The following is a 23603-nucleotide window of genomic DNA, read 5'->3' as shown; positions in this document are numbered from 1 at the left end:
CCAGGAAAATCCCCACTTTATGTGGGGATTTTTTTTGCCCGACCTCCCGGAGTCAAAGCGTGATGATAGGCCTGCTCAAGGTTGTGATTGCATCCGGCTTTCAGGAAAGGCACCATGCGCGCATGGTTCGGACTTTTCTTCTCCCCGGAACAGCACAAAAGAGAAAACGTACGCTCTGCTCGCTGTTTCTTGGCGGGCTGGCAACTCTCTCTGCCTGTGCCGGGCCAACACGCTCCACATACCGCGCCCCCGGTGCGGCTCTTAACCCATGGGGACCTTACATTCAGGAAGCCTCCACACGGTTTTCCGTCCCGCAGTCCTGGATTCGCGCCATCATGCAGCAGGAGTCCGGTGGGCACCAATATATGCATGGTCGCCCCATCCGCTCCATACATGGGGCGGTCGGCCTGATGCAAATCAAGCCTGACACTTACAGAGAGCTGGCCAAACGCTACCATCTGGGGTCCGACCCGTACAACCCGCATGACAACATCATGGCGGGCAGCGGATATATCCGTGAGCTCTATGACCGTTTCGGCTCTCCGGGCTTTGTCGCCGCTTATAACTGCGGCCCGCAATGCGAGGAAAACCACCGCAGCCGTGGCACAAGCCTGCCGTCCTACGCGCGGACCTATCTGGCGTCCGTCAGCCCGCATCTGAATGATCCGGTTCCGGCCATGACGACCACAACCGAGATGGCGTATGCCACGGCTCCCAGTGCTGCCATACCGCAGCAGGTCGCCGTTCCGGCCAGCCCTCCGGCTTATCGCGTCGTTGCCGCCTCCGCTCCGGCCACGGTGGCGGTTGCCAGCACACCCGCCGCAAGCACGGTCGGAACTGCTACGGCTCCGCCACTGCCTGCTGATGACCTTGCGCCCCCGGCCCCCTACACCTCAGACGGAGATATTGCTGTCTCTTCCGCCGCGGGCACTGAGGCCGCTGGACAGGCTCTCACAACGCCTGTAATTACACCGGCATCTTATACGACCCCGACAACTGCCACGGTCTGGCAACAGGATACAGGGGGCAATGCCATGATCCAGATTGGCGCATTCTCCACGCAGGAACGTGCTCTTCAGGCGACAGCTCTGGCCAGACAGTCTTCCGGTGGGCTGGCGAGTGCGGTCAACCGCATTGAGCTGATTCCCACCACGAATGGCCGCCAGATCTGGCGCACACGGCTGGCGGGCCTGTCCGCCACACAGACGGGGCCGATCTGCTCCCAGCTTCGGCAGCAGGGGCTATCCTGTATTCTGGTTGTTAATCAGTAAATTTTCTCTATTTCTTGTTAAGATCGCTCTTGCTGATTACCACCCCGAATCGCACAGTCTTTGCTGCTTGCGCTCGCAGCGGCCTCCGCGCTGGGCCAGTATAAACAGGCGAATGAGTATGCCGAGCGCCTCAGCCGGCTCTGACCGCATCCCGCATTGAAGCCCGTTACGCTTATCTCCCGCCGCATCTTATGAAACTGCTGACGGATGCTCTGAAAAAGGGAGGCTTTCTACAGGACGACACAGCCCCCTGCGCCCCTTGTCCGCAGAGAGCGTAAGCAGACGCTTGGCGGGATTGCCCCGACAGGATATGAAGAGAACCAAGACCCATTCGACCATGAACCGGACCTGACCCTGCGCATCAGGCAGGCCGGGGAACATCGGCGCCCCACCGCCGAAGGAGCCGTATCGACATTATGCCACGTCGTCCCATGCCCTGCCCTTCCGCTTCCGGTTCTGCCTCCAGCGGCTCACGGCCTGCTTTCTGGCTGGCTGGCGTTGCCCTTTCCGGCCTTCTGCTGCTGCCGGCCTGCTCCAGCGGCCCGCGCACCAGTAGTGATCTGACCGCCCCGCGCAACCATCTTCTGCATGAAGACCGGGGCGCATCTGGCGGTGAGGATGTGCTGAAAGGCGGCGTGAACGCCTATCTGTGGCGCGCCACGCTGGACACGCTCTCCTTCATGCCCGTCGCCACGGCGGATGCGGAAGGCGGCATTATCCTGACGGACTGGTACACCCCGCCCGCAGCCCACGGTGAACGCTTTAAAATGACGGCGTTCATCCTCGACCGCCGCCTGCGCTCCGATGCGCTGCGTCTTACGGTGTTCCGTCAGGTCCAGCAGGGCACGGAATGGGTGGATACACCGCCTGCCGCCAATACGGCGTCTGATATTGCGGCCCGCATTCTCTCCCGCGCACGTAAACTGCGCGCCGATAACGGCAACCGGGACGACTAACGTCCCGGCATTTCGCTGTTCCCGGCCCCTTTGCGGGCCGGTTTTTTCCTGATTTAAAAATTCACCCGCGCGAGTTCCATGACACAGCCTGCCAACACGTCCACTGCCCCGGCGCAGCCCTCCACAGGGGCGTCCTTCGATTTTCAGAGCGTTGAGCCCCGGTGGCAGAAGGCGTGGGATGAGGCCGGTGTATTCACCGTGCCGGACATCCCCCCGGCGGATAAGCCCAAATACTACGTGCTGGAAATGTTCCCCTACCCCTCCGGGCAGCTCCATATGGGCCATGTGCGCAACTATGCGCTGGGGGATGTGGTCGCCCGTTACAAACGCGCCCGCGGCTATGCCGTGCTGCACCCCATGGGCTGGGATGCGTTTGGTCTGCCGGCGGAAAACGCAGCGCGAGAACGCGGCGTGCACCCGCAGGACTGGACGCTGAAAAATATTGCTGCCATGCGCGCCACCCTCCAGCGCCTTGGCTTCTCCCTGAACTGGGACCGTGAAATTGCCACCTGCCTGCCGGACTATTACGGCAAGCAGCAGAAGCTGTTTCTGGACTTCCTGCAGGCTGGTCTGGTGGAACGCCGGGAAAGCTGGGTGAACTGGGACCCGATTGACCAGACCGTTCTGGCCAACGAGCAGGTTGTGGACGGTCGCGGCTGGCGCTCTGGCGCGCTGATCGAGAAGAAGAAGCTCTCCCAGTGGTTCCTCAAAATCACCGATTTTGCGGAAGACCTGCTGGACGGCCTGAAAACGCTGGACCGCTGGCCGGACCGCGTCCGCGTCATGCAGGAACGCTGGATTGGCCGCTCGGAAGGTGCGCACATCACCTTCTCTCTGCATCAGCCGCCGCAGGGGCTGGATAGCAACCTGAACGCGGTTGAGGTCTTCACCACCCGCCCGGATACGCTGTTCGGCATGTCCTTTCTGGCGATCGCACCGGACCATCCGCTGGCCGCTTATGTTGCCCAGAGCAATAAAGAGGCTGCGGAGTTCATTGCGGAATGTCGCCGCCTCGGCACCTCTGTCGAAGCTGTGGAAACAGCTGAAAAGCGCGGTTTTGATACTGGCCTGCGCGTCAACCATCCGTTCATGGACAAGAGCTTTCCGATCTGGATCGCCAATTTCGTGCTGATGGATTACGGCACCGGCGCCCTGTTCGGCTGCCCCTCGGGCGACCAGCGCGATCTGGACTTCGCGCATAAATACGACCTGCCGGTTACCCCGGTTGTCCTGCCGCAGGGCAAAGATCAGGCGGACTTTGCCATCACCAAAAACGCCTTTACCGGCGATGGCACGATGATCAATTCCGGTTTTCTGGATGGTCTGACCACCGAGGAGGCCCGCAAGGAAGCCATTACCCGGCTGGAAGAGCTGGGCGTGGGCAAAGGCGTGGTCAACTGGCGTCTGCGGGACTGGGGTGTTTCCCGTCAGCGCTATTGGGGTTGCCCCATCCCCGTGATCCATTGTGAGCATTGCGGTCCCGTGGCCGTGCCGGACGCGCAGCTGCCGGTCAAACTGCCGGAAGACGTCACGTTCGACAAACCGGGCAACCCGCTGGACCACCACCCCACATGGAAACATGTGGACTGCCCCAAGTGCGGCAAACCTGCGGTGCGTGAGACCGACACGTTTGACACGTTTGTTGACAGTTCCTGGTATTTTGCCCGCTTCACGGCTCCCCATGCCGACACCCCGACCGTGCGCGCTGCGGCCGATGGCTGGCTGGCGGTGGACCAGTATATTGGCGGGATTGAGCACGCCATTCTGCATCTGCTCTATGCGCGCTTCTTCACCCGCGCCATGCGCAAGACCGGGCATCTGGATCTGAGCGAACCGTTTGCCGGGCTGTTCACGCAGGGCATGGTCAGCCACGAAAGCTACAAGGATGCAGCCGGGAACTGGCTGTATCCGGAAGAAGTGGACCTCCGCCCGGATGGTGCCGTCAAACGCGACACGGGGGAAGCCGTGACCGTTGGCCGCGTGGAAAAAATGTCCAAGTCCAAGCGGAACACGGTCTCACCCGAGGCCATTATTGAACGCTTTGGCTCGGATACTGCCCGCTGGTTCGTGCTGTCTGACAGCCCGCCGGAACGCGATATGGAATGGACGGAAGCCGGTGTTTCCGGTGCCGCCCGCTTTGCACAGCGCCTGTTCCGTCTTGTCCGCACCGTGGCAGAAACCGTGCCGGCGCAGGACGCCTGCCCGGCAGAAATCGCCCCGCAGGCAGATGCTCTGCGCCGTGCCACCCACCGCACCATTGCGGCCGTGACGGAAGCGCTGGAAACCTTCACCATTAACGTGGCCGTAGCCCGCATCCATGAGCTGACCTCCGCTCTGGCGGATGCGGAAAAAACGCCCGATCTGCCCGGCATGGCCTTTGCGCGGCGTGAAACCGCCCGGGCACTCTGTCAGCTCTGCGCCCCCATGATGCCGCATCTGGCGGAAGAAATGTTTGCGCAGCTGGAGCCGGGTAAGACCATGGTGGTGGAACTGCCCTGGCCGGAAGCCGACCCCAGCCTGCTGGCCGCAACACAGGTCACGCTGGCGGTGCAGATTATGGGTAAGCTGCGCGGTAAGATTGATGCGGCACCGGATGAAGACAGTGCGACCGTGATTGCCCGTGCAGAGGCCGAACCCAATGTGGCGCGGCTGCTGGAAGGCAAGCGGATTGTCAAACGCATTCACGTGCCCAACCGTATCGTCAACTTTGTAACGGCAGGCTGATGTCCAGACCCCGCTTCACGCAAACTCTTTTGAATGGCTCTCTGGCAGTTCTGCTGCTGGGGGCTCCTCTTGCGCTGGGCGGGTGTGGCTTTCAGCCGCTTTACGGTGAGCGCGAGGACGCACCGCAGATCAACGCGGAACTCAAGCGCGTTTATGTTGCCAACATCCCTGAACGGATGGGGCAGCAGGTGCGCCTTGCGCTGCAACAGAATATGGCCGGTGACGGACCGGAAGATCCGGATGGTTACAAACTGGTTGTCCAGCCTTCCATCAGTTCAGAATCTATTGATACCCATTCGGACAATACCTCCGGGCGTATACGGATGAATGGCCATGCGCACTGGGCTCTGTACACGGTCGAACAGTATCCCAAATTTCTGGCGCAGGGGGATGCCACAGCGCTTGATGGCTATACCTCCACATACGAACAATATTTTGCCCAAACTCTGAACAACGAGACGGCTACTGGCCGCGTGGCAAAAACGCTGGCGGATCAGGTCACTCAGCAGGTGGCAACATGGTTCCGCACGCAGGCCGCGCCGGCACAGACGCGCTCGCAGGGCCCCAAAGCCTTCTACCCCATGCCTAATGCCATCCCGAATTCTGAAAAGGATGCGCCCATGGAGCAGGAACGGGATGACGCCATTCCGGATATGGCCACAGGCCGTGGCGCCCCCAGCCCGACCGGTGGCCTGTAACGGCCAAGGGCAGGACACAGCCCCATGAAGATTGATGCCCGCACCCTGCCGCGCGTAACCCGAGACCCCGGCGCGTGGCGGGTCATCCTGCTGCATGGCGAGGATACAGGGCTGATCCGTGAGCGGGCGCAGGATGCCGTCAAACAGATTGCAGGATCACTGGATGACCCGTTCCGCGTGGCCGTGCTGGACAAGGAAACGCACGACCGGCTGGAAGAAGAGGCCACGGCCTTTTCCCTGATGGGTGGCCGCCGCGCCGTGCGCGTGCGTGATGCCGGAGATGGGCTGCTTAAAGCCGTGACCCATGTGCTGGAGCAAAACACCGATACGCTGGTGGTGCTGGAAGCCCCCGGCCTGCCCTCGCGTTCCAAACTCCGCGCCCTGCTGGAAAAACGTCCGGACTGCGCCAGCGTTGGCTGCTACCCGGAAGAAGGCCGCACGCTGGAAGCCACCATCACCCAGATGCTAGCCAGCCACTCCGTGCGCATTGATCAGGATGCCCTGCACTGGCTGACAGGCCGGCTTGGAGCCGACCGGGGCGCAGCCCGTAGTGAAGTGGAAAAACTGGCCCTTTATGCGGGCGATACCGGCACACTCTCGCTGGAGGATGTGCATGTCTGCATTGGGGATGCTGGCAGCGTCTCCGTGGAAGATGCCGCGTTTGCCGCAACGGAAGGCCGCCGCACGGAAGCCGATCTGGCCATTGAACGCGCACTCGCGGAGGGCATCAGCCCGATTGCCATTGCCCGCACCTTTCTATCCCATCTGCACCGCCTGCGACGTGTGCGCGCCGCCATGGCGGATGGTGCCAGCCGGAGTGACGCCATCAAGGGATTGCGTCCGCCAGTCTTTTTCAAGCGTGCCAACGGCTTTAACCGGGCCGTGGAGCTCTGGCCACTGCCCGCCCTGACCAAGGCCGTGCAGGAAACGCAGGCGCTGGAACTCTCCTGCAAACAGACCGGCGCGCCAGATGCTCTGCTTTGCAAACGCTTTGTGGCAGGGCTGGCGGCACGGGCCGTTCTGGCATCCCGCCGCTAAGCCGCCTTCCCCTTGCTCCTGCTGGGGGCTTTCAGTATAGACAGTGGGGTGTGTCCGCGTAGCTCAGCAGGATAGAGCACAGGATTCCTAAGGTAATTGGGCGCCATGACGGGAAACCCCATGGTGTATCCGCTCAAATTCGGGGAACGCTCTGGCAAGCTTTTGCCGTGCCGATCCCGAGCCAAGCCGCGCTCTGGCAACAGGGCCGGAAGGTGTAGAGACTGGACGGGCGGTGCCTACGGGCCGGAAACGGCTTAAGGCAAAGGGACAGTCCAGACCACGAACACCCGGCCCCTTTGAAAGGGAGCAAAACCGGGTGGCGGTGAAAGCCGAAGTGGGATGAATCCTGGGGCCATGGGTTCGAATCCCGTCGCGGACACCATTCACTTATTTCAGCCAGTATCATCCCGTTTCAAACCCGCAGAAATCTCAGGTTTTCTTGCTTTTCGCCGTTGCATCCTGTTTCATCCGATGCCATCCAATCCCGCGATTTTTGGGGTAACAAACGGGGCATCGGATTCCCGTAAACAGGGTAACGGGGTGGGGTAACGTGCTAACTGATACAGCAATCCGTAAGGCAAAGCCTCGGGACAAGCAATATAAGCTCTATGACGAGCGCGGGCTGCATCTGCTAGTCCGGCCCAATGGCTCAAGGCTATGGCATTACCGCTATACGTTTGAGGGTAAGGAAAAAACGCTCTCCATTGGCCCATACCCTGAGGTCTCACTGGCTGAGGCCAGATCCGCACGGGATAGTGCCAGGGCCGATCTGCGGGCGGGCCTAAATCCTGCAATCACAAAAAAATTGCGGCGCGCTCAGGTAGCGGCGGAGCAGAATAATACGCTGGAGGCAGCAGGCCGGGAATGGTTTGCGCTGATCAGCCCCACATGGCGGCCGCGTCACGCCGCATCTGTACTGGATAGTCTGGAGCGGCTGGTATTTCCCCGCCTTGGCAATTTGCCGCTGCGGGACATCACGCCACAGATGGTGCGTGATGCCGTGATCGACATAGAGCAGAGTCGCGCGCCAGAAATTGCGCGCAGGGTCCGGCAGAGGATATCGGCCATTTATATCCACGCCATTGCCTGTGGCAAAGCAGAGGCTGACCCGGCAGGCGTCATCAAAGCAGCATTTGCGCCGGTCCAGACTCGGCCTCAGCCAGCAATCATTGATCTGCCCGGCCTGCGGGAAATGCTGCGGGCAGTGGATGCTACGCCAGCTCACGCCGTCACGCGCATGGCTATCCGTTGGCTGGCGCTCACAGCAGCTCGTCCTGGCGAGGTCAGGCTGGCCACATGGGCGGATATTGATGGGGATGAATGGGTGATACCGGCTGAGCGTGCCAAAACGCACAGAGCGCACACTGTGCCGCTATCCCGGCAGGCTCTGGATGTGCTGGAGGCTGTCAGACCGATTACTGGCGGAAGCCCCTACATTTTTCCGGGGGCAAGGTGGGCGCTGCGCCCAATGAGCGAAAATGCCCTAAGCTACCTGCTCAACCGTGCAGGCTATGCAGGGCGGCACGTTCCGCATGGATTCCGCGCCTCTTTTTCAAGCATCATGAACGAGCGTAGCCCGGCAGACCGGGCCGTGATTGATTTAATGCTGGCGCATGTCCCGTCAAACAGGGTTGAGGGGGTTTATAATCGCGCAAAGCACATGGCGCGGCGTAAATTCCTGGCACAGGACTGGGCGGATATCCTGCTAGAAGACTTCCCGCCTGCGGCAGAATTGTTATTTCTGCCGCGCCGGTAGGCCTATCACCCATGCGTTAATATCATCCTCCCGCCACCGTACGCACTGCTCAGAAAGCCTAAGCGGGTCAGGGAATTTTCCATCTTTAAGCCTGCGCCAGATAGTCGTACGGCTTAAGCTGGTCCGCTTTGCCACCTCTTTGATGTCCAGCAGGCACAGAGAGGATTGCGGGCTATCTGCTCCGATCTGCTCCTGCGGCATCATGACGCGGCTCCTAGGTTGCGAATCTCCCGCGCATATTCTGATGGGTGACAGGGTAAGAAATCATCTGCAAGTTTATCGCATGCCGTGGCGCACCTCTCCCGCTCCCCCGCCAGCATCTCGCTGATCTGGGTGGGGGTGAGGATTTCTCCGGCAAAATCAAATGATGACGCATCAAATGGAGACATCCCGCGTTTCCAGCCTGGCACTGACGTGTAATGCTGTCGGGTTGCAGACCAGTAGCGCGCCATGAAAGCTGCTCCTGCACGCAATGCATACAGGCCATCCTTATCAGGGTTTGGTGGCCAGCCGGGCCGCTCAGGGTTGGGCCAGTTGGTGGGGCTTGGTGAATTTTCCATCAGTGCCAGTTCCCGTCACCATGATAGGAATCACGATCATTAAGTTCTTCAGCTATTCTCGCATTATCTCTGTCGATGCAGCTTTGGCAGACATAATACACCGGACCGCTCATGCCTTCTTCGTAGTCTCTTCTGGGCTTAACAGCGATCTGTTTAGCTTCGCACCAGTTGCAATCAGAAATGTCGGGCTTTCTAGACTCTTGCTTGTATTCATCGTAACATTCTTGGCACATAAGAATATATTCAGCACCAAAACTATCTGTTTCTCCCTGAATGTTTGCAACTGCATTTCGATCTGCATGTATGTCGCATTTGGCATTCTTAGGAACAGAATGGCGAGATCCGGGTAAGTTGCTCACGCCTGCTCTCCTCCGCGGGTGTTCCATGCGGTGATGGCTTCGTCATGAGTAGAGCGCGCAGGGCCACATTCCCCGCAATGTAAGCATGCCGCCCAATATCTTCCGAGGTTTGGCCTGAATAGGGCCACCGGAAGCGGGAATATATCTACGGGCAATTTTCCGCTGCACCGGCAAGCCTTCAGTTCCTGGCTCATGCCGCCACCTGCTCTGCCGCTGGCTCCAGCGTCCGGACGTCATTGCTCCAGCCCTCAATGGTCGTCTCACCATCATCCATCACGGTCTCGCAGTCGTTAAAAACAATGAGCCAGTCACGGTTATCTGTGGCAGTGGCGCGAAACAGGCCGCCGCCGATAGACCACAGATCAAACGCCCATCCCATCAGCCCGCGCGTGCTGGAGCCGGTGATGTGGCGCTTGCCCTCGCGCTGCTCACTCTGGCATTTCGCAAACTCGACAAAATTGCCGTGCTCGTCTGTCAGGATAGCCAGATATCCGCCGCTATGCTGTGGCTTTAATGTAATTTTATATTTGGGCATTATGAATTTTCCAATTCAATCAGGATAATTTCTCATTTTCTCCAAAGATTTCTCATAGAAATTTTTAGACTCTTTGGTAGTTTTAAATCTGCATGTGCTCATCCATTCATTTAAATCTGAAACAGCATAACCAACCCGCCTCTTAGTAATCTGGATAAAGGCCGGTCCTGTTCCATCCAATCTCTTTTGTTGTAGTGTGCGAGCCGCAATATTGAGCATTTTTGCAGCTTCTTCTTCTGAAAGAATAAGTGGAGATAGGTTGTTATTCACGCCGCACACTCCCGCACATCCAGCACAAACCGGCTCAGCATGCCTCTGCGCTGGATCTGGTGAGTGGTCCGCATTGCGGCATCCGCGTTGCGTTCCTCCGCGTGTATTGCGGCACCCATCGCTGCAATGTGGCGCAGCATGGCCTGACGGATCTCGGCATCATGCACGCCACTATGGACGCACTGCTCCAATGCAGCGCGGTGCTGATCAAACTGATTTACGTTTTGCATTTGGTATCTGCCTCGGTTTTATTGGGCTGTTACTGTTAGGTGAGATTCATCTTGAGGGATGCTGGCTTCAATTTTCCAATTGCAGCGTGGCTCTTTCATCCAGACTGTCCCATCATCGCAGAGAGCATACAGATAAGGGGGGCTGTAATCCTTGTTGTGTGCAGCGGAAATTTTCGTAATTTTTCTGGGCTTCCTGCGGAATTTCTCCGGGTTCAGCTCCCGGCATTTCCGGCTGATCTGCCGATGGACAAACTTTGTCCAGACATCCCGTGGCTCTCCATCCGTAACGGGCTGTAAGCCTGTGAGCGCCATAAAGCTTTCGTCAAAGCAGGTTTTGGCCAGAGATACCGGATCAACCCCTACTGGCGCATCCCGGCGGGCGTGTTCCATCCAGTCGCATGAGGTGTCTAGCGTTGGCACCCATGCGCTGCTGCTGGTGGGAACCAAGATGAAAAGGATATGGCGGTAAAGGTCAGCATCCTGCTGGGCGGCCAGCTCACTGGGGCCTGCCTCGGCGGTCTGCTGTGGTGTCTGGGTCTGCATGTGTTCCTCCATCGCGTCGGTGGCGATGAATGAGACATTTGCGACATTTTTGTCGTATGTCAAGAACGAATACGACATTCTTATCGTAAGAAGTTTAGCTGCTTTTTTATTATGCTTCTCAGATGGTAAAAATTATTACTAAATTTCTATTGGGTTTGGGGTTTGCTGCTGCGACTCCTGTCACCTCATCAGCGCAAGAGCTATGGAAAGGCGTACAATATGGAATGTCTGAAAAAGATGTAGTAAAAATATTTCCACAGGCGCATCATTATACCGAAACGATGATAGATATACACAATATATCTAAAACTATAAATTATGATTTCTTTGGATGGAAAGGCCTGAAGCTCGACAATTGCTCTATGACTGTGAATTTTAATTTCAGTAAACGAAAACTAGTATCTGTTCAATTATCTACAGATGATATATCAAAACATAACCTTGGGTGCACAATGTCAATAAAAGAGGGTTTATACGAGAAATACAGCAAGCCTAATATTATTAGAACATCAAATATTTTTCGAACCTATATTTGGGACGAAAAAAATAATTTGCGGATTGCTATGTTGATAAGCTCATTCCCCTCTACACATACATGGAACACTACGGTGGCTTACAGCATTAAACCGAAAAGTAACGCAGAGAGTATTCTATAGTCATTCGGGTCTATAGCTACCAATTACGATTGCATATATTTCGATATCACAAGCTGAGCCGTGATCTGCATCTAGCCCATCCCCCGTATATTGGGTTGCCATCTCATCCATTATTATAGGTGTTTGGAAATGCGGATCCGTGCTTTCTGGCCAAAGTATATGCTCTCCGTTGCTGGAGATTTCATATTTCTTAACTGTTGCTTCCATTTCGTTAGATGATTTTGACCTTCTCAGTACTACAACCCGCTCTCCTGATTTAGGTGGCCTGGCAATATCCCAAAGTCTAATTGCAATAACGATACTGCCTTCTGGGTATACTTTATTCATACTCTCGCCTCTTACTTGTAATGCGAAGCGGGGTGTATCCTGATAGCGTATGTCTGATGGTACGTAGACGGGTTTCCAGTCTACAACCGGCCACTCTAATGCCTCTTGCCAAAGGCCGGCCTGCACAAACCCTTTCACATAAACCATTCCCAAAGATGACATGCTTTCTGTAAAAATAGCTTTTTCTTGATGTCTGGGCGTAGGCAGCGCGGCTGCCTCCAGTAAAAATGCATCTGGCAAATTCAAGGTGGCTGCAATTTTATGCAAATTGTCTGCCTTTGGAGCGTGTCCCTTACGGATATTGCGGATAGCATGTTCACCCACACCCGCTGTCAAGCAGAGCTTCCGCTCTGACATTCCTGAATCCCTAAGCGCAGTTTCAATTCGATCAACAAGCGTCTTGTATTTCATACGATAATTATGTCGCAAACGCTTGATTTTGTCGTGCGACATGATTAACGTGCCGCATGCGACATATTTGTCGTATTTGGGGGCGCTATGAATTATAGGCATCAATTAATTGCCTTGGCAGAAAAATATGCCAGAGCCAAAGGATTGTCTGAGGCCCGCGTTGCAAACTGCTGTGGATGCAATGGCCGCTTCTTCGCGCGAATGAGGGCTGGTAGCGGCTGCCACGTAGATACTCTGGTCCGCGTCACCCAGTTTTTCTCTGATAACTGGCCAGATAATTGTGAATGGCCCGCCTGTATCAAGCGTCCAGAAAAAACCCAATCCAGCGAGGCAGCATGAAAACTCATAACGCCACCAGTACGCCTGCGGCCTCAGCCTGTCAGCCGGATGCAGTCCGGGGCCGTTCTGCTCAGCACGTCAGTATTTCTCTGTGGGCTGCTCGCCTTGCGTTTTTAGAGGTCTTTGCGGTCATGGATGGTCTCTTTCATCGCATTCCGCATATTGAATGCGATGAAATCCGTTCTGATCTGGAGACCCGTTACCAGAACATCAGACTTCTTCATGATGAGCTGACGGCTGCCGTTGGTTTCACTCCGGCTTCTTCGTGCGGACAGGTGCGTTAATGGCGCGCTTCATTCTAAAGTCTTGCTGCCATTTCCTGTCAGCCCAGATATTGAGCAGCAACGTCCGGGTGCGCTTTATGGCCTCCCGTGTTGCTTCATTCTCTCTTTCGTATTCTCCATCTGCCAGTGCTGTTTCGGCACGTTTGGCAAAGCGGGATACGCGGTCTTCAAAGTCGCTGTCAGTTGTTTTCTCTGGAAGATTGTCAGCAACGACAGCAATCAAAAGATACTGTGAGACACGACGTTCCGCTTCCAGTCGTGTAATTCGGCTGCGCAGGCTGTTGAGCGCTTTCTCCAGCTCTTCAAGGCTCTTTGCCACAGAATCGTCCTTTCATGTTGGTTGGAACGCCATGATGGACGTAGTGGGTGGGTGCGGCAATGCGCTCACCCGCATCCTGCATTTTCCCAAAATTCAGACAGGTGCCGCATGAAAACTCATAATGCCACCAGTGCGCCTGCGGCCTCAGCCTGTCAGCCGGATGCAGTCCGGGGAGAGGATCTGGTCGATATGGCGCTCCTCAGCCGCATCAGGGATCAGGCCCTTACAGGTCTCTCCGCGCAGTCAGTAGAGCGCATCATCGCGGCATCCCGCATGCTCATTATGGGCCATACCTTCAAGAGCTGCGCTGTGTCGCTCGGCATCAAATATGGCACGCTCACTGGCGGCATCTATGCCAGCAAAATCAGGGAGATTGTCTATCTCTACCATGCGCAAAAAGGCGGTGAGAAAAGCCTCGCGTCTCTCGCGTGTGATGTTGATGTGCCGCTGGTGCAGCGTATCGGCTTTAAGCAGTTGGCAAAGCCAAACAGCATGCTCGGGCAGAATGTGCTGGCTATTGCGGCTCTGATGTTACAGGGCCTGCCATTGCAGGACATTGCCCTGATGGTTGGCATCAAAATCCAGACCATCAAAAAAAGCTACTCCGGCAAGGCTAAAAGGATCTGCACCGAATACACGGGCATTAAAAACCCGGTGCAGGATGCGGCTGTAGCAGAACGCCCCATAGCATTTGAGCTCCCGCGCCTGAATGGCGCGCTGATACCAGAGCATGAGGTCTCCATGTCGGCTGTCTGGCGCGGGATGGAACACTGGCGGGGTGCGGTCTGATGTCCGTCCCTGCCATCAAAACAGCCACCAAAAAGGCAATCCAGCAGATTGGCGGGATAGATGCAGCGGTCACAATCTGCCGCGTCGGCCGGTCTCAGTTGAGTGACTATGGCAACCGCAACAGCCCTCAATGCGCGCCGGTAGACGTTGCTGTGGATCTGGATTCCTGTGCGCAGGAGCCTCTGATCCTCGCCGCGATGGCAGCGGCAGAGGGTTATCGTCTGGTGCCGGTCAAATTTTCCGGCACGGGTCACATTCCCAAAGAACTCGCCAAATTCTCGAAATTTTCTAGCGAGGTTTTGCAGGAAGGAATTGAAAGCCTTGAGGATGGGCAAGTCGATGTTTCTGAGGCCCGCGCCATCCTGGAGCATCTCGTTTCATCTCGTCTGGCAATGGATCGGCTGGAGCATGCTCTCCACAAAATTGTGGAAGACAACAAGCCGCAAATCGTCAGCAGCCAGTCAGGTGCGGCCTGATGGCGCGTGCGGCAATTGAATGGAGCCATACCATGGACGTCCAGCTACGCCATTTTGACCGCTGCGGCCTGAGCATCAAGCGGCAGGCCCGCAGGCTTGGCCTGTCCGAACGCTCCATCTACACGCGCCGCAAGCAGCTCCAGCTAGACCGGCAGAAAAGCAAGAAAATATGAATAATTTTCCCAAAAGGCCGCTTTCGGTCTGTGTGCGGAGTTATGGGCAGCCAGCTTTGCCGGGTCGCCATATCGTCGCCTCTCGGCCACGGAATGACCGTGATCTCCGCCAGTCCGCCAAAGTCCGGCCGGACCTGTCAGAGCAGGTCAGAGTATCCAGCGGCATGTCTCTTGTCTGGCGATATAACCGCGATCGGATGAAAAATGTCTGAAAAGATGATGGACTGCACACGATTTTGCGGCATTATGAACCGCGCCATACGTGTTGCCGGTGGCGCAGCGGCATTTGCCCGCGAGCACAACATCCCGGTGCAAGCAGTGCGGGATACGCAAAATCTGCGGGGTTTCAGCCCGGATGTTGTCGCGGCACTCGGGTTGGTGCAGGTTCTGCGTTATCCGCTGACGAGTGACCCACACAAACTTGCCACGCCGCAGGACGTGCAAGAAAAACTGAATAACTTTATCCGCACCTGCAAATCCCAGCGCGCCGCCGCACAGGTTTTTGGCATCCATGAATCCCACTTAAGCAACATCCAGAATGGCCTGCGCGGCTTTGCTCCAGTGCTGTCAATGCTTGGTTTTGGTGCGCCAGTGCGGCGGTTTTACGCTAAAAAGGGAGAAAACCATGGCTGATGGCAGCATGTTTGGTGATGCCCTGCGTCAACCGCCTGCAAATATTGATGCTGAGCAGTATCTGCTTGGCTCAATACTGGTCAATAACAAGGCTTATCATCTGGTGGATGAGATTGTAGAGCCTGAGTATTTTTACAATGGCCTCAATGGCCGGATCTTTGCCATCTGCCGGAATGTTATCAATGCAGGGTCAGAGGCAAATCTCGCCACCGTCATGCCGCACCTGCTAGGGGATGCTCTGCTTGGCAGGCAGTCCGCGCCACAGGTGCTGGCGTCCCTGCTCACGTCAAATATGGGCATACCGTCCGCGCCGTCTTATGCCCGCTCTATTCGGGACGCATGGGTGCGGCGCTGCCTGTATAAGGCCTGCTCGGATGTGCTGGACCGCTGCTGCCGTCCGGGTGATGAGTCCGCGGCAGGCATTGTAGACGCGCTGGAAAACGGCTTGCTGGAGTTAGCGCGTGGCACGGATGAGGCCCAGCCGACCACCAGCCTGATGGACTCTATGCAGCAGGCGCGTCATGCCGCCATTGCTGCCGCAAAACGTGGCAGCGGGCTGGCAGGTGCATCGTGGGGGTATCGCGCTCTGGACCGCATGACCGGCGGCCTTATGCCGTCCAGCATGTATCTGCTCGGCGCACGGCCTGCTATGGGTAAAACCTCGCTCGGGCTCGGCATCGCTGTCCGCTCTGCTGCCGCCGGGAGTAGTGTGCTGTTTTGGTCTGGGGAAATGACAGCACCGCAGCTCGGCGCGCGTGCCGGTGCCGCGTGGGCCAATCTGTCTACACAGGCCGTGTTTACGGGTCGCCGGTATGATGTGCCGGAGGAATGTGACGGCACGCGGGAAATCCTGTCTGACTGGCAATGGCGGGATCTGGAGGCCGGTGAGCGCGCCGCCGCCAGCCTGAATTTGGAAATCGACACGCAATCCCGCATTACCGTGGCCAAACTGCGCTCCCGTGCGCGGCGCATGAAGCGCTCTCGCAAAGGGCTGGATCTGATCGTGCTGGATTATGTCGGCCTCATGTCCGCAGGCTCCACATATGAGGATCAGCGCAGTTATGAGCGCATCACCAAAATCTCAGGCCAGCTCAAGCAACTGGCGACGGAATTGCAGGTGCCCATGGTTGTCCTGGCGCAGCTCAACCGTGAGACAGAGCGCCGGGAAGATAAGCGCCCGATGATGTCAGATCTGCGGGACGCTGGCGCGCTGGAGCAGGATGCAGATGTCATCCTGCTGCTGCACCGTGAGCACTACTATCTCAAAAAGCAGGCAGACGCTGGCCTGACGCGCAAAGACCGCGAAAGTAACGAGGATTTTGCCAACCGGCAGAGTGATCTCGTCCAGCGGGTGCAGGCAGCGGAAGGCAAGGCGGACGTGCTGATCCCCAAAAACCGGCAAGGTCCGGAAGGCACATGCCGCCTGCAATTTACCAATTATACCACATGGTTTCGGGATGTGGATGAGGATGCCCTCAGTCCCGCATGGGTTGTGGCAGAGGATGGCGGATAATGGCAGCTCCACGGCAGAGATTTGGTAAGCATGCGCGCTCAGTGATGGCAGACCGTCGCTGGGTGCTTTTGCCGTTGGCAGCCCGCGCGGCATGGCTCCAGCTCACTGACATTGGCGATGTGATGCCGGAGCTGCGGCAGCCGCGCTCTGGCGGCGCGGTGCAGACGGATGAACTGTGCCGTCTGCTCTCAGCAGACCAGCATGACCTTGCGCACGCACTGGAGCATCTGGTGCTGCGCGGAATTTTAGAGCCGCTGGACGGTGGCTACAGACTCAAGGCGTTTTGATTATGGCACGTAAGAGCATCGAAAAAGCAATTCTGGATGCGGTCAGCGATATCCGCCTGCAAGCCCTTGGGTTTGAGGCGATCGGTATCTGGGTCTACCTCATGAAACTTATCCGGGATCTCGGCACGGATGGGGCCGTCACATTCGGCTTTGGTCCTGTGCCGTCTCTCGCGGACGTGGCGCGCATCGGGTTTGGCATGACGGAAACCCAAATCAAAACCCACTTGGAAACCCATTGCAAAACCCAGTTGCTGGCGTGGGATGATGCCACGCAAACGCTCTCATATGGGCCAGATCAGCAGCCCAGCCGCCGGACACTCGCCAACCGTGCCAATGGCGCAAAGGGCGGAAGACCGCCGAAAAATCGCATTACTGAGCGCACAGACCCGACGCAGCGCCATCTGCCGCCAATGGCTATTAAAGGAGGGAAATCAGTGACCGAAAGCAAAACCCACGCGCCTATAGCTAAAGCTAAAGCTGATAACGATAGTTATCATACAGCTAAGCTGGCAGATCCATCTGCTGCTGAGATTGACGCGGTGTATAATCGCATCGGGCCAAAGGCGTTTGACGCCGCCGGGTTTGATCCCGCCCGTAGCCTGCAAAACTGGTCAGCGGCACGGCAGTGGGCGGCGGATGGTCTGCGCAGGGGCCTGACGGCAGATGAAATTGAGCGTGTCGTCATTGCTGAGGTCACGCGCATTGCAGAGCGCCAGCGTAGCAAGGGCAAACCTGCCCCACATATGGGCTATTTTGCCAAGGCCGTCTGTGAGGCCATTGCTTCCGGCGCGGTGCCGGAAGCGCCGAAAACCTTTGTCCAGCAGGCAGCAGAGCGTGACTGGGAAGAGGCAATGCGCAACTGGGTGCGTGATGGTGGCAAAGGCCCGCAGCCAGTCATCGCTGACTACCTCGCCAAGTCTGCTGCATGAGGCCGCGTCCGGAAACCGCCGCTGAAATCGTGGCGGATGCTGAGGCGCGTCTGTTTGAGGCTGGGGTCACGCTGGCATCCCTGCCCGCTCGTGATCTGGCTCCATCCACCCGTGTGTCTGCATGGCGTGATACGCTGATGGATCTGGATGATCTTCTCTCCATCACGGGAGATGAAATCATCCGGCCTCCCATTCCGTCCGCCGCCAAGATCAGCCGCATGGACGAGGCGCTTAACTGGGTGGCAGGCATCCCTGCCGAGAATCACCGCCGCGTGGTGCTGCTGTGGATGATGATCAACCCGATATCACACCGCCACCGCTACAGTTGGCGTGTGATCGGCAGCAAAATGGGCATAAGCCACCATACGGCAAAAGGTTGGTTTTCTGCGGGTCTCAGCGTGATCACGAAAAAAAATTACACCTGAGTGCATTTTTTACTTCCCAAACTTCCCAAAATGCAGTGTTTTGAGCGTCATGATTAGGGGTCGTGCAGCCTACGGGGTGCGCGGCCTTTTTTATTGCCCATTTCGGAGCCTGAAAAATGCCCAAGCGCAGCCCTATGCACCGCCCGCGTGGGTGGAAGCCTGAGGCGCAGCGGCGGAAGGAATTTGACCAGCAGCGCGGCACATCCCGTCAGCGTGGCTATGATGCAGACTGGGAACGGGTCAGAGCCATGCATCTGGCTCTCCATCCCCGCTGCTGTGTGCCGGGATGCCGCACTCCGACCGACCGGCTCAATGTCGATCACATCGAAAGCGTGCGAAAAAACCCCGAAAAACGGCTGAATTTGGCCAATTTACGCACGCTTTGTCAGTCTCATCACTCGTCCAGGACGAGCCGGGACCATTCCTGGAACAGCTAAAATCGCGCTTGGACCCTGCTAAAAAATGGCGGAAAACAGCCATTTTCTCGGTGTTTTGGCCTAATCCGGCCACGGCTGGGGTGGGGGGTATCAAATCTCTAGGGATTTCGAGCACCCGGACCGCGCCATGGGCAAATTTTCATACCCGCGAAATTGAAGGAAAAAGTCACAGGGAGGTCAGATAGTTACCCTCCTGCGGACACGCATGAGGATGCCAACATGAAAGGTCGGAAACCAAAGCCAGCTCACTTGCAAGTTGTCGGCGGCAATCCCGGAAAACGAGCTATCCGCGAGGACGGCCTCAAGCTCCCGTCAGAATATGCTCCACCCCCAGACCATCTTGACGCTTACGCGGTCGAGGCATGGGAAAAGCTGGTGCCGGAGTTGGTCAAGCTCCAGATGTTTACGGTGCTAGACCATCATGCCGTAGAACAATACTGCCAGACCTATGCCCGCTGGCGACGTGCAGAAGATGCCCTGAAGGAAGAGGGCAAAGACACATACGAGACGTTCGGCAAGCAAGGCATCATGCGCCGTGCGCTGCCTGAGGTTGCGATTGTCGCTGAGACAATCCGGCTCATGCGCTCTGTCGGCTCTGAATTTGGTCTCTCTCCAGTAGCGCGTTTGCGCCTGGGCAATATTGGCCAGGGAGAGCTGTTCAGCCCATTCCAGAAATTCGACCAGCAAGGATAGCTCTTCAATGGCCAAGCACCCCTATGTAGCGCAGGCGCAGCGTTACATCAGGGCTGTGGTCGCCAAAAAGATACCGGCATGCCAGTGGGTCGTGGCGGCATGTATTCGCCATGTGCAGGATCTTGAGCGTTCCAAAAAGAAAGACTTCGACTATAAATTTGTTAAGCCGACTGCTGAGCGGGTCTGCGAATTTCTGGAACTGATGCCCCATATCAAGGGGCCAAAGGCGCGCAACGGTGAGCTGATAGAGCTGGAGGACTGGCAGTGCTTTATTCTGGTTGTGGTCTTCGGTTGGGTCCATAAGAAAACGGGCTTCCGGCGCTTCAGGCGTGTCTATATCGAGGTGCCGCGTGGTAACGCCAAAAGCACTTTGTCATCCGGTGTTGCGCTCTACATGCTCACGGCAGATGGCGAGGCAGGCCCAGAAGTCTATTCTGCGGCCACTACTCGTGACCAGGCAAAGATTGTTTTTGGTGATGCCCGTAGCATGACCAAAAAGCGCCGGGACATGGTGCGGCATTATGGACTGGATAATCAGGTCCGTTACATCCTCTGCGGTGCCAATGACGGCATTTTCCGGCCGCTCTCGCGTGATGGTGAGACGCAGGACGGCCTGAATATCCATTTTGGATGCCTGGACGAACTGCATGCCCATAAAACGCGGGAAGTGTATGAGGTTATCGAAACCGGGGCGGGTAAACGTGACCAGTCCCTGATCTGGGCTATCACAACCGCTGGTTTTAACCGATCTGGGGTCTGTTATGAGATCCGCAGCTATATCACGCAGATTTTGCGCGGTGTTCTGGCTCAGTGGCCTGATAACCCCTACACGCTCAAGGGTGACGTGGCGAATGATGACCAGCAGTTCGGCATTATCTACACGCTGGATGATGAGGACGACTGGACAGATGAGCGGGTGTGGCAAAAAGCCAACCCGAACTGGGGTATCTCGGTCATGCCGGACTATGTGGCTGGCCTTGCGCATAAAGCCATGCAGTTGGCCAGTGCGCAAAATGGTTTCAAAACCAAGCATCTCAACCTGTGGGTTAACGCCGATCAGGCATGGATGGATATGCGGGCGTGGGATCGGTGTGCAGATTATAGCCTCTCTGTTGAGGATTTTGCGGGCGAGAGCGCAATCATGCCGCTGGATCTGGCCAGTAAGGTCGATTTGGCGGCCAGACTTAAGGTGTTCGAGCGTGAGATTGGGGGCGAGGCTCACTATTACATTTTCTCAGGGTTTTACCTGCCGGAGCGGCAAGTTAGTGAGTCCGGGAATGCCCAATATGAGGGGTGGGTGGCCGATGGCTGGATACAGGCTACAGAAGGCGATGTGATTGATTTCGCCCTGATTGAGGCAGACATCCAGTCGGATGCAGAGGCGTTTAACCTCAGAAGCGTCCCGTATGACCCGTGGCAAGCCACCCAGTTGGCTCAAAGAATGACGGAAAAAGACGTGCCAATGGTGGAATATCGCCAGACTGTCCAGAATTTTTCTGAGGCTATGAAGGAACTGGAGGCGCTTGTCCTCTCTGGGCGGCTGCACCATGACGGCAATCCCGTCCTGGCGTGGTGCATTTCTAACGTGGTCTGCCACACAGACGCAAAAGACAACATCTACCCCCGCAAAGAGCGGCCAGAAAACAAGATTGATGGCGCAGTTGCGCTCATCATGGGGATTGGTAGCGCGCTCAGGGAGGATGACTCCGAACTCGGATATAATGGGATGTAATAATGGGTTTTCTCAGTATGCTGGGCGTCGGCAATGCGTTGCCGAAAGTGCGGCAGGAGCCGCGCCTGTCTGCTTCGTCCGGGGATGTTAATCCGGCAGACAGTTTCCAGGCTGGCGGCCCGTGGCACGAATTTTCATTAGGCGGTCCGTCCCGTTCTGGTGTGATGGTCAATGAGCGCACCACGCTTTCCCTGCCAGCCGTCATGCAAGCCGTGCGTATTCTGTCGGGCGTGTTTGCCATGGTCCCGCTGCATTATTGCAGCCATGACAATGGCGGCACGCACCGTCTCCTGAATGACCCGCTCTATGGCCTCATGAACGGGCGGCCTAATGATGCCCAGAGCCGATACGCTTTCCGGGAAATCCTGATGAGCGATATTCTGATGGCGGGCAATTTCTACGCCTACGTCTCGCGGGATCGGTTTATGCGTCCTGTCGCTTTAACCCGGCTGGACCCGTTTGCCGTGCAGGCCTACCAGTCGTTTGACCAGGCAACTGGCCAGACCATGTTTTACGATGCGACGCTGCCAGACGGCACCTCCCAGCGTTTCCCGTCACGGGACATCTGGGCTGTTACAGGCATGAGCCGCAATGGCTTGCAGGGGCTCAACCCCATTGCCTACATGCGGGAGGCTTTTGGCGAAAGTATAGCCACAGCCACCTACGTCCAGAATTACTGGCGCAATAATGGCCAGCCGCCGGTAACGCTGACGACCGATAAAAAGGTTGAGCCTGAGGTGCGGGCGGCCATCAAGGCTGACTGGAAGGCTGTTACGGCAGGTGTCCACAATGCGGGTGAGCCTGTTGTTCTCGGTAATGGACTCACGGCCAGCTACATGCCCATCAATAACAAAGACGGGCAGCTCGTCGAAACCCGCACCATGCAGGTGCTGGATATTGCCCGCGCCTGGGGCGTGCCGCCACATCTGATTTTTGAGCTGTCCAAGGCGACTTTTGGCAATATTGAGCAGCAATCTCTGGAATTTGTCATTTACCACCTTGGCCCGCACTTTGCGCGGGTGGCAGATAGCGCAACGCATGCCTTTGCGGCCTCTGGGTGCCTGTTTTCCCATGATCCATCTGACCTGGTTAAGGGAGGATTCCTGGATCGTGCGCAGGGTATCTCTGCACTGCGTAATGCCGGTGTCGTCAGCACAGATGAGGCCCGCAGTAACTTTAACCTCAACCCGGTGGGTGACGATACAGGTCAGCAGCGCTGGCAGCCCGTCAACATGGGTATTGCTGGCCAGCCTGCCCCGGCTCAGCCACCCGGAGCCTGATCATGACACGATATTATGCACTGGAGGCGATCAGGGCGCAGCCCTGGGCGATCCTCCCCTCGCATCTGGGCGCGATTGAAGCCATTGCGGCCCGCGCTCTGGAGGCTCCAGCAGTGGAGCTACTGCGTGCGGATGGCCATGCGGAGCGGTATCAGCAGATCCTCTCCGCCGTGGCTGACACAGGCGACAAGATGACAGGCACAAACCGCGCCACCCTCAACCGTCAAGGCGTGGCAACGCTGCCCGTCATGGGGCCGATTTTCCCGCGCGCCAACATGATGACCGCGTATTCCGGCGCATCTGATCTGGCCAGTCTGTCGTCTGATTTTGCGGCGCTCCAGTCCAGTAATGCTGTCAGCCAGATCCTGCTGGTTGTGGATAGTCCTGGCGGTGTCACCACAGGAATCAACGCCATGGCTCAGCAGATTGCGGCCAGCAGCAAGCCAGTCACGGTCTATGTGTCGGGCATGGCTGCCTCTGCGGCTTACTGGCTGGCCAGTCAGGCAGGCAGTATCGTGATGGACCCCACGGCAATGGTCGGCTCCATCGGCGTGGTGATGTCTGGCTCTCAGCAGGTCCAGCCGGATGCAGACGGCTGCATGGCATTTGATATCGTCAGTTCCAACGCCCCCAATAAGCGGCCAGACCTCTCGTCTGATGATGGTCAGGCCGAGATCCGCGCGGTGCTGGACGATATTGAGGCAGTATTTATCAGCACGATTGCCAAAGGCCGTGGCATCAGCACGGATGCTGTCAAACAGAATTTCGGCCAGGGCGGACTGAAGGTGGCGAAAAGCGCCATATCAGCCGGTATGGCCGATAGCACCGGGACGTTGGCGGATACCATCGCCCGTCTTGGTGCAGCAAAACCCCTCCCCTCACCGGCAAAATCAAACCCCAGACGTGCGCAGGCAATGGCCGATCTGGAAACCCGCCGGAAAAAAGCACAAGGAAGCTGAT

Annotated in this window: 29 protein-coding genes; 20 read left to right on the top strand and 9 right to left on the bottom strand. The window is 57.1% G+C overall.

Features of this window, described 5'->3' with window-relative positions:
- The first annotated feature begins 122 nt into the window (after positions 1–122).
- The 6 genes from ACHQGU_RS01090 (at position 123) to ACHQGU_RS01065 (ending at position 8443) form a co-directional block, all read left to right on the top strand.
- Positions 123–1271, top strand: coding sequence for a transglycosylase SLT domain-containing protein (locus ACHQGU_RS01090; protein ID WP_395495603.1), 1149 nt, complete (start codon positions 123–125; stop codon positions 1269–1271).
- A 416-nt stretch (positions 1272–1687) separates the two neighbouring features.
- Positions 1688–2227: a DUF3576 domain-containing protein gene (locus tag ACHQGU_RS01085; protein ID WP_052403647.1), complete on the top strand. Its 540-nt coding sequence runs from the start codon at positions 1688–1690 to the stop codon at positions 2225–2227.
- 78 nt (positions 2228–2305) lie between these two features.
- Entirely contained in the window at positions 2306–4951 is a 2646-nt protein-coding gene (leuS, locus tag ACHQGU_RS01080) for a leucine--tRNA ligase (protein ID WP_395495602.1), read from the top strand.
- On the top strand, positions 4951–5649 hold the full coding sequence (locus ACHQGU_RS01075; RefSeq protein WP_395495601.1) for a hypothetical protein: 699 nt from the start codon (positions 4951–4953) through the stop codon (positions 5647–5649). The genes leuS and ACHQGU_RS01075 overlap by 1 nt, the downstream gene beginning before the upstream one ends.
- Before the next feature lie 24 nt (positions 5650–5673).
- Entirely contained in the window at positions 5674–6687 is a 1014-nt protein-coding gene (gene holA / locus ACHQGU_RS01070) for a DNA polymerase III subunit delta (RefSeq protein WP_395495600.1), read from the top strand.
- Between the two features lie 550 nt (positions 6688–7237).
- A complete protein-coding gene (locus ACHQGU_RS01065) occupies positions 7238–8443 on the top strand; it encodes a tyrosine-type recombinase/integrase (protein WP_395495599.1) in 1206 nt (401 codons plus the stop codon).
- Here ACHQGU_RS01065 and ACHQGU_RS01060 read toward each other — a convergent pair.
- The 7 genes from ACHQGU_RS01060 to ACHQGU_RS01030 all read right to left on the bottom strand — a co-directional run bounded on the left by ACHQGU_RS01060 (position 8423) and on the right by ACHQGU_RS01030 (position 10940).
- Positions 8423–8644 (bottom strand): helix-turn-helix transcriptional regulator, encoded by a 222-nt coding sequence (locus ACHQGU_RS01060; RefSeq protein WP_395496348.1) that lies wholly within the window; start codon positions 8642–8644, stop codon positions 8423–8425. The genes ACHQGU_RS01065 and ACHQGU_RS01060 overlap by 21 nt on opposite strands.
- Complete coding sequence (locus ACHQGU_RS01055) at positions 8644–8895, bottom strand: hypothetical protein (protein WP_395495598.1); 252 nt, start codon at positions 8893–8895, stop codon at positions 8644–8646. The genes ACHQGU_RS01060 and ACHQGU_RS01055 overlap by 1 nt, the downstream gene beginning before the upstream one ends.
- 107 nt (positions 8896–9002) lie before the next feature.
- A complete protein-coding gene (locus tag ACHQGU_RS01050) occupies positions 9003–9362 on the bottom strand; it encodes a hypothetical protein (RefSeq protein ID WP_395495597.1) in 360 nt (119 codons plus the stop codon).
- A gap of 190 nt (positions 9363–9552) precedes the next feature.
- A complete protein-coding gene (locus ACHQGU_RS01045) occupies positions 9553–9897 on the bottom strand; it encodes a hypothetical protein (RefSeq protein ID WP_395495596.1) in 345 nt (114 codons plus the stop codon).
- Between the two features lie 15 nt (positions 9898–9912).
- Entirely contained in the window at positions 9913–10167 is a 255-nt protein-coding gene (locus ACHQGU_RS01040; protein WP_395495595.1) for a helix-turn-helix transcriptional regulator, read from the bottom strand.
- Positions 10164–10397 (bottom strand): hypothetical protein, encoded by a 234-nt coding sequence (locus ACHQGU_RS01035; protein ID WP_395495594.1) that lies wholly within the window; start codon positions 10395–10397, stop codon positions 10164–10166. Before ACHQGU_RS01035 ends, ACHQGU_RS01040 begins: the two co-directional genes overlap by 4 nt.
- A gap of 18 nt (positions 10398–10415) precedes the next feature.
- Entirely contained in the window at positions 10416–10940 is a 525-nt protein-coding gene (locus ACHQGU_RS01030) for a hypothetical protein (protein ID WP_395495593.1), read from the bottom strand.
- Between the two features lie 122 nt (positions 10941–11062).
- Between ACHQGU_RS01030 and ACHQGU_RS01025 the strand changes: the two genes are divergently transcribed.
- A complete protein-coding gene (locus ACHQGU_RS01025) occupies positions 11063–11596 on the top strand; it encodes a hypothetical protein (RefSeq protein ID WP_395495592.1) in 534 nt (177 codons plus the stop codon).
- Here ACHQGU_RS01025 and ACHQGU_RS01020 read toward each other — a convergent pair whose 3' ends face one another.
- Both ACHQGU_RS01020 and ACHQGU_RS01015 read right to left on the bottom strand, forming a co-directional pair.
- A complete protein-coding gene (locus ACHQGU_RS01020; protein WP_395495591.1) occupies positions 11597–12376 on the bottom strand; it encodes a LexA family transcriptional regulator in 780 nt (259 codons plus the stop codon). It lies immediately after the preceding gene.
- 546 nt (positions 12377–12922) lie between these two features.
- Positions 12923–13276 carry a hypothetical protein gene (locus ACHQGU_RS01015; protein ID WP_395495590.1) on the bottom strand — a complete coding sequence of 118 codons (354 nt, stop codon included), beginning with the start codon at positions 13274–13276 and terminating at the stop codon, positions 12923–12925.
- Between the two features lie 108 nt (positions 13277–13384).
- Here ACHQGU_RS01015 and ACHQGU_RS01010 point away from each other — a divergent pair, with 108 nt between their 5' ends.
- From ACHQGU_RS01010 to ACHQGU_RS00950, 13 genes are all read left to right on the top strand, one after another.
- Complete coding sequence (locus tag ACHQGU_RS01010) at positions 13385–14065, top strand: hypothetical protein (protein WP_395495589.1); 681 nt, start codon at positions 13385–13387, stop codon at positions 14063–14065.
- Positions 14065–14541 (top strand): hypothetical protein, encoded by a 477-nt coding sequence (locus ACHQGU_RS01005; RefSeq protein ID WP_395495588.1) that lies wholly within the window; start codon positions 14065–14067, stop codon positions 14539–14541. The genes ACHQGU_RS01010 and ACHQGU_RS01005 overlap by 1 nt, the downstream gene beginning before the upstream one ends.
- Complete coding sequence (locus ACHQGU_RS01000; RefSeq protein WP_157762973.1) at positions 14541–14714, top strand: hypothetical protein; 174 nt, start codon at positions 14541–14543, stop codon at positions 14712–14714. Before ACHQGU_RS01005 ends, ACHQGU_RS01000 begins: the two co-directional genes overlap by 1 nt.
- Positions 14715–14918: 204 nt before the next feature.
- The gene (locus ACHQGU_RS00995; RefSeq protein ID WP_395495587.1) at positions 14919–15347 is read left to right on the top strand and encodes a hypothetical protein; all 429 of its coding nucleotides are present in this window, start codon (positions 14919–14921) and stop codon (positions 15345–15347) included.
- The gene (locus ACHQGU_RS00990) at positions 15340–16860 is read left to right on the top strand and encodes a replicative DNA helicase (RefSeq protein WP_395495586.1); all 1521 of its coding nucleotides are present in this window, start codon (positions 15340–15342) and stop codon (positions 16858–16860) included. Before ACHQGU_RS00995 ends, ACHQGU_RS00990 begins: the two co-directional genes overlap by 8 nt.
- Positions 16860–17147 (top strand): hypothetical protein, encoded by a 288-nt coding sequence (locus ACHQGU_RS00985; protein WP_395495585.1) that lies wholly within the window; start codon positions 16860–16862, stop codon positions 17145–17147. The genes ACHQGU_RS00990 and ACHQGU_RS00985 overlap by 1 nt, the downstream gene beginning before the upstream one ends.
- Before the next feature lie 2 nt (positions 17148–17149).
- A complete protein-coding gene (locus ACHQGU_RS00980; RefSeq protein WP_395495584.1) occupies positions 17150–18076 on the top strand; it encodes a hypothetical protein in 927 nt (308 codons plus the stop codon).
- Positions 18073–18501, top strand: coding sequence for a DUF6362 family protein (locus ACHQGU_RS00975; RefSeq protein ID WP_395495583.1), 429 nt, complete (start codon positions 18073–18075; stop codon positions 18499–18501). Before ACHQGU_RS00980 ends, ACHQGU_RS00975 begins: the two co-directional genes overlap by 4 nt.
- 116 nt (positions 18502–18617) lie before the next feature.
- Entirely contained in the window at positions 18618–18938 is a 321-nt protein-coding gene (locus ACHQGU_RS00970) for an HNH endonuclease signature motif containing protein (protein WP_395495582.1), read from the top strand.
- A gap of 219 nt (positions 18939–19157) precedes the next feature.
- A complete protein-coding gene (locus tag ACHQGU_RS00965; protein WP_395495581.1) occupies positions 19158–19631 on the top strand; it encodes a phage terminase small subunit P27 family in 474 nt (157 codons plus the stop codon).
- A gap of 7 nt (positions 19632–19638) precedes the next feature.
- Entirely contained in the window at positions 19639–21363 is a 1725-nt protein-coding gene (locus ACHQGU_RS00960) for a terminase large subunit (RefSeq protein WP_395495580.1), read from the top strand.
- Positions 21364–21365: 2 nt separating this feature from the next.
- Positions 21366–22643: a phage portal protein gene (locus ACHQGU_RS00955; RefSeq protein ID WP_395495579.1), complete on the top strand. Its 1278-nt coding sequence runs from the start codon at positions 21366–21368 to the stop codon at positions 22641–22643.
- 2 nt (positions 22644–22645) lie between these two features.
- Positions 22646–23602 (top strand): S49 family peptidase, encoded by a 957-nt coding sequence (locus tag ACHQGU_RS00950; RefSeq protein WP_395495578.1) that lies wholly within the window; start codon positions 22646–22648, stop codon positions 23600–23602.
- Position 23603: the final 1 nt, after the last annotated feature.

Source organism: Acetobacter sp. KSO5 (assembly GCF_044094635.1).
GTDB lineage: Bacteria > Pseudomonadota > Alphaproteobacteria > Acetobacterales > Acetobacteraceae > Acetobacter > Acetobacter cerevisiae.
The sequence above is the reverse complement of the archived record's forward strand: the minus strand, read 5'-3'. Positions and strand labels throughout refer to the sequence as shown.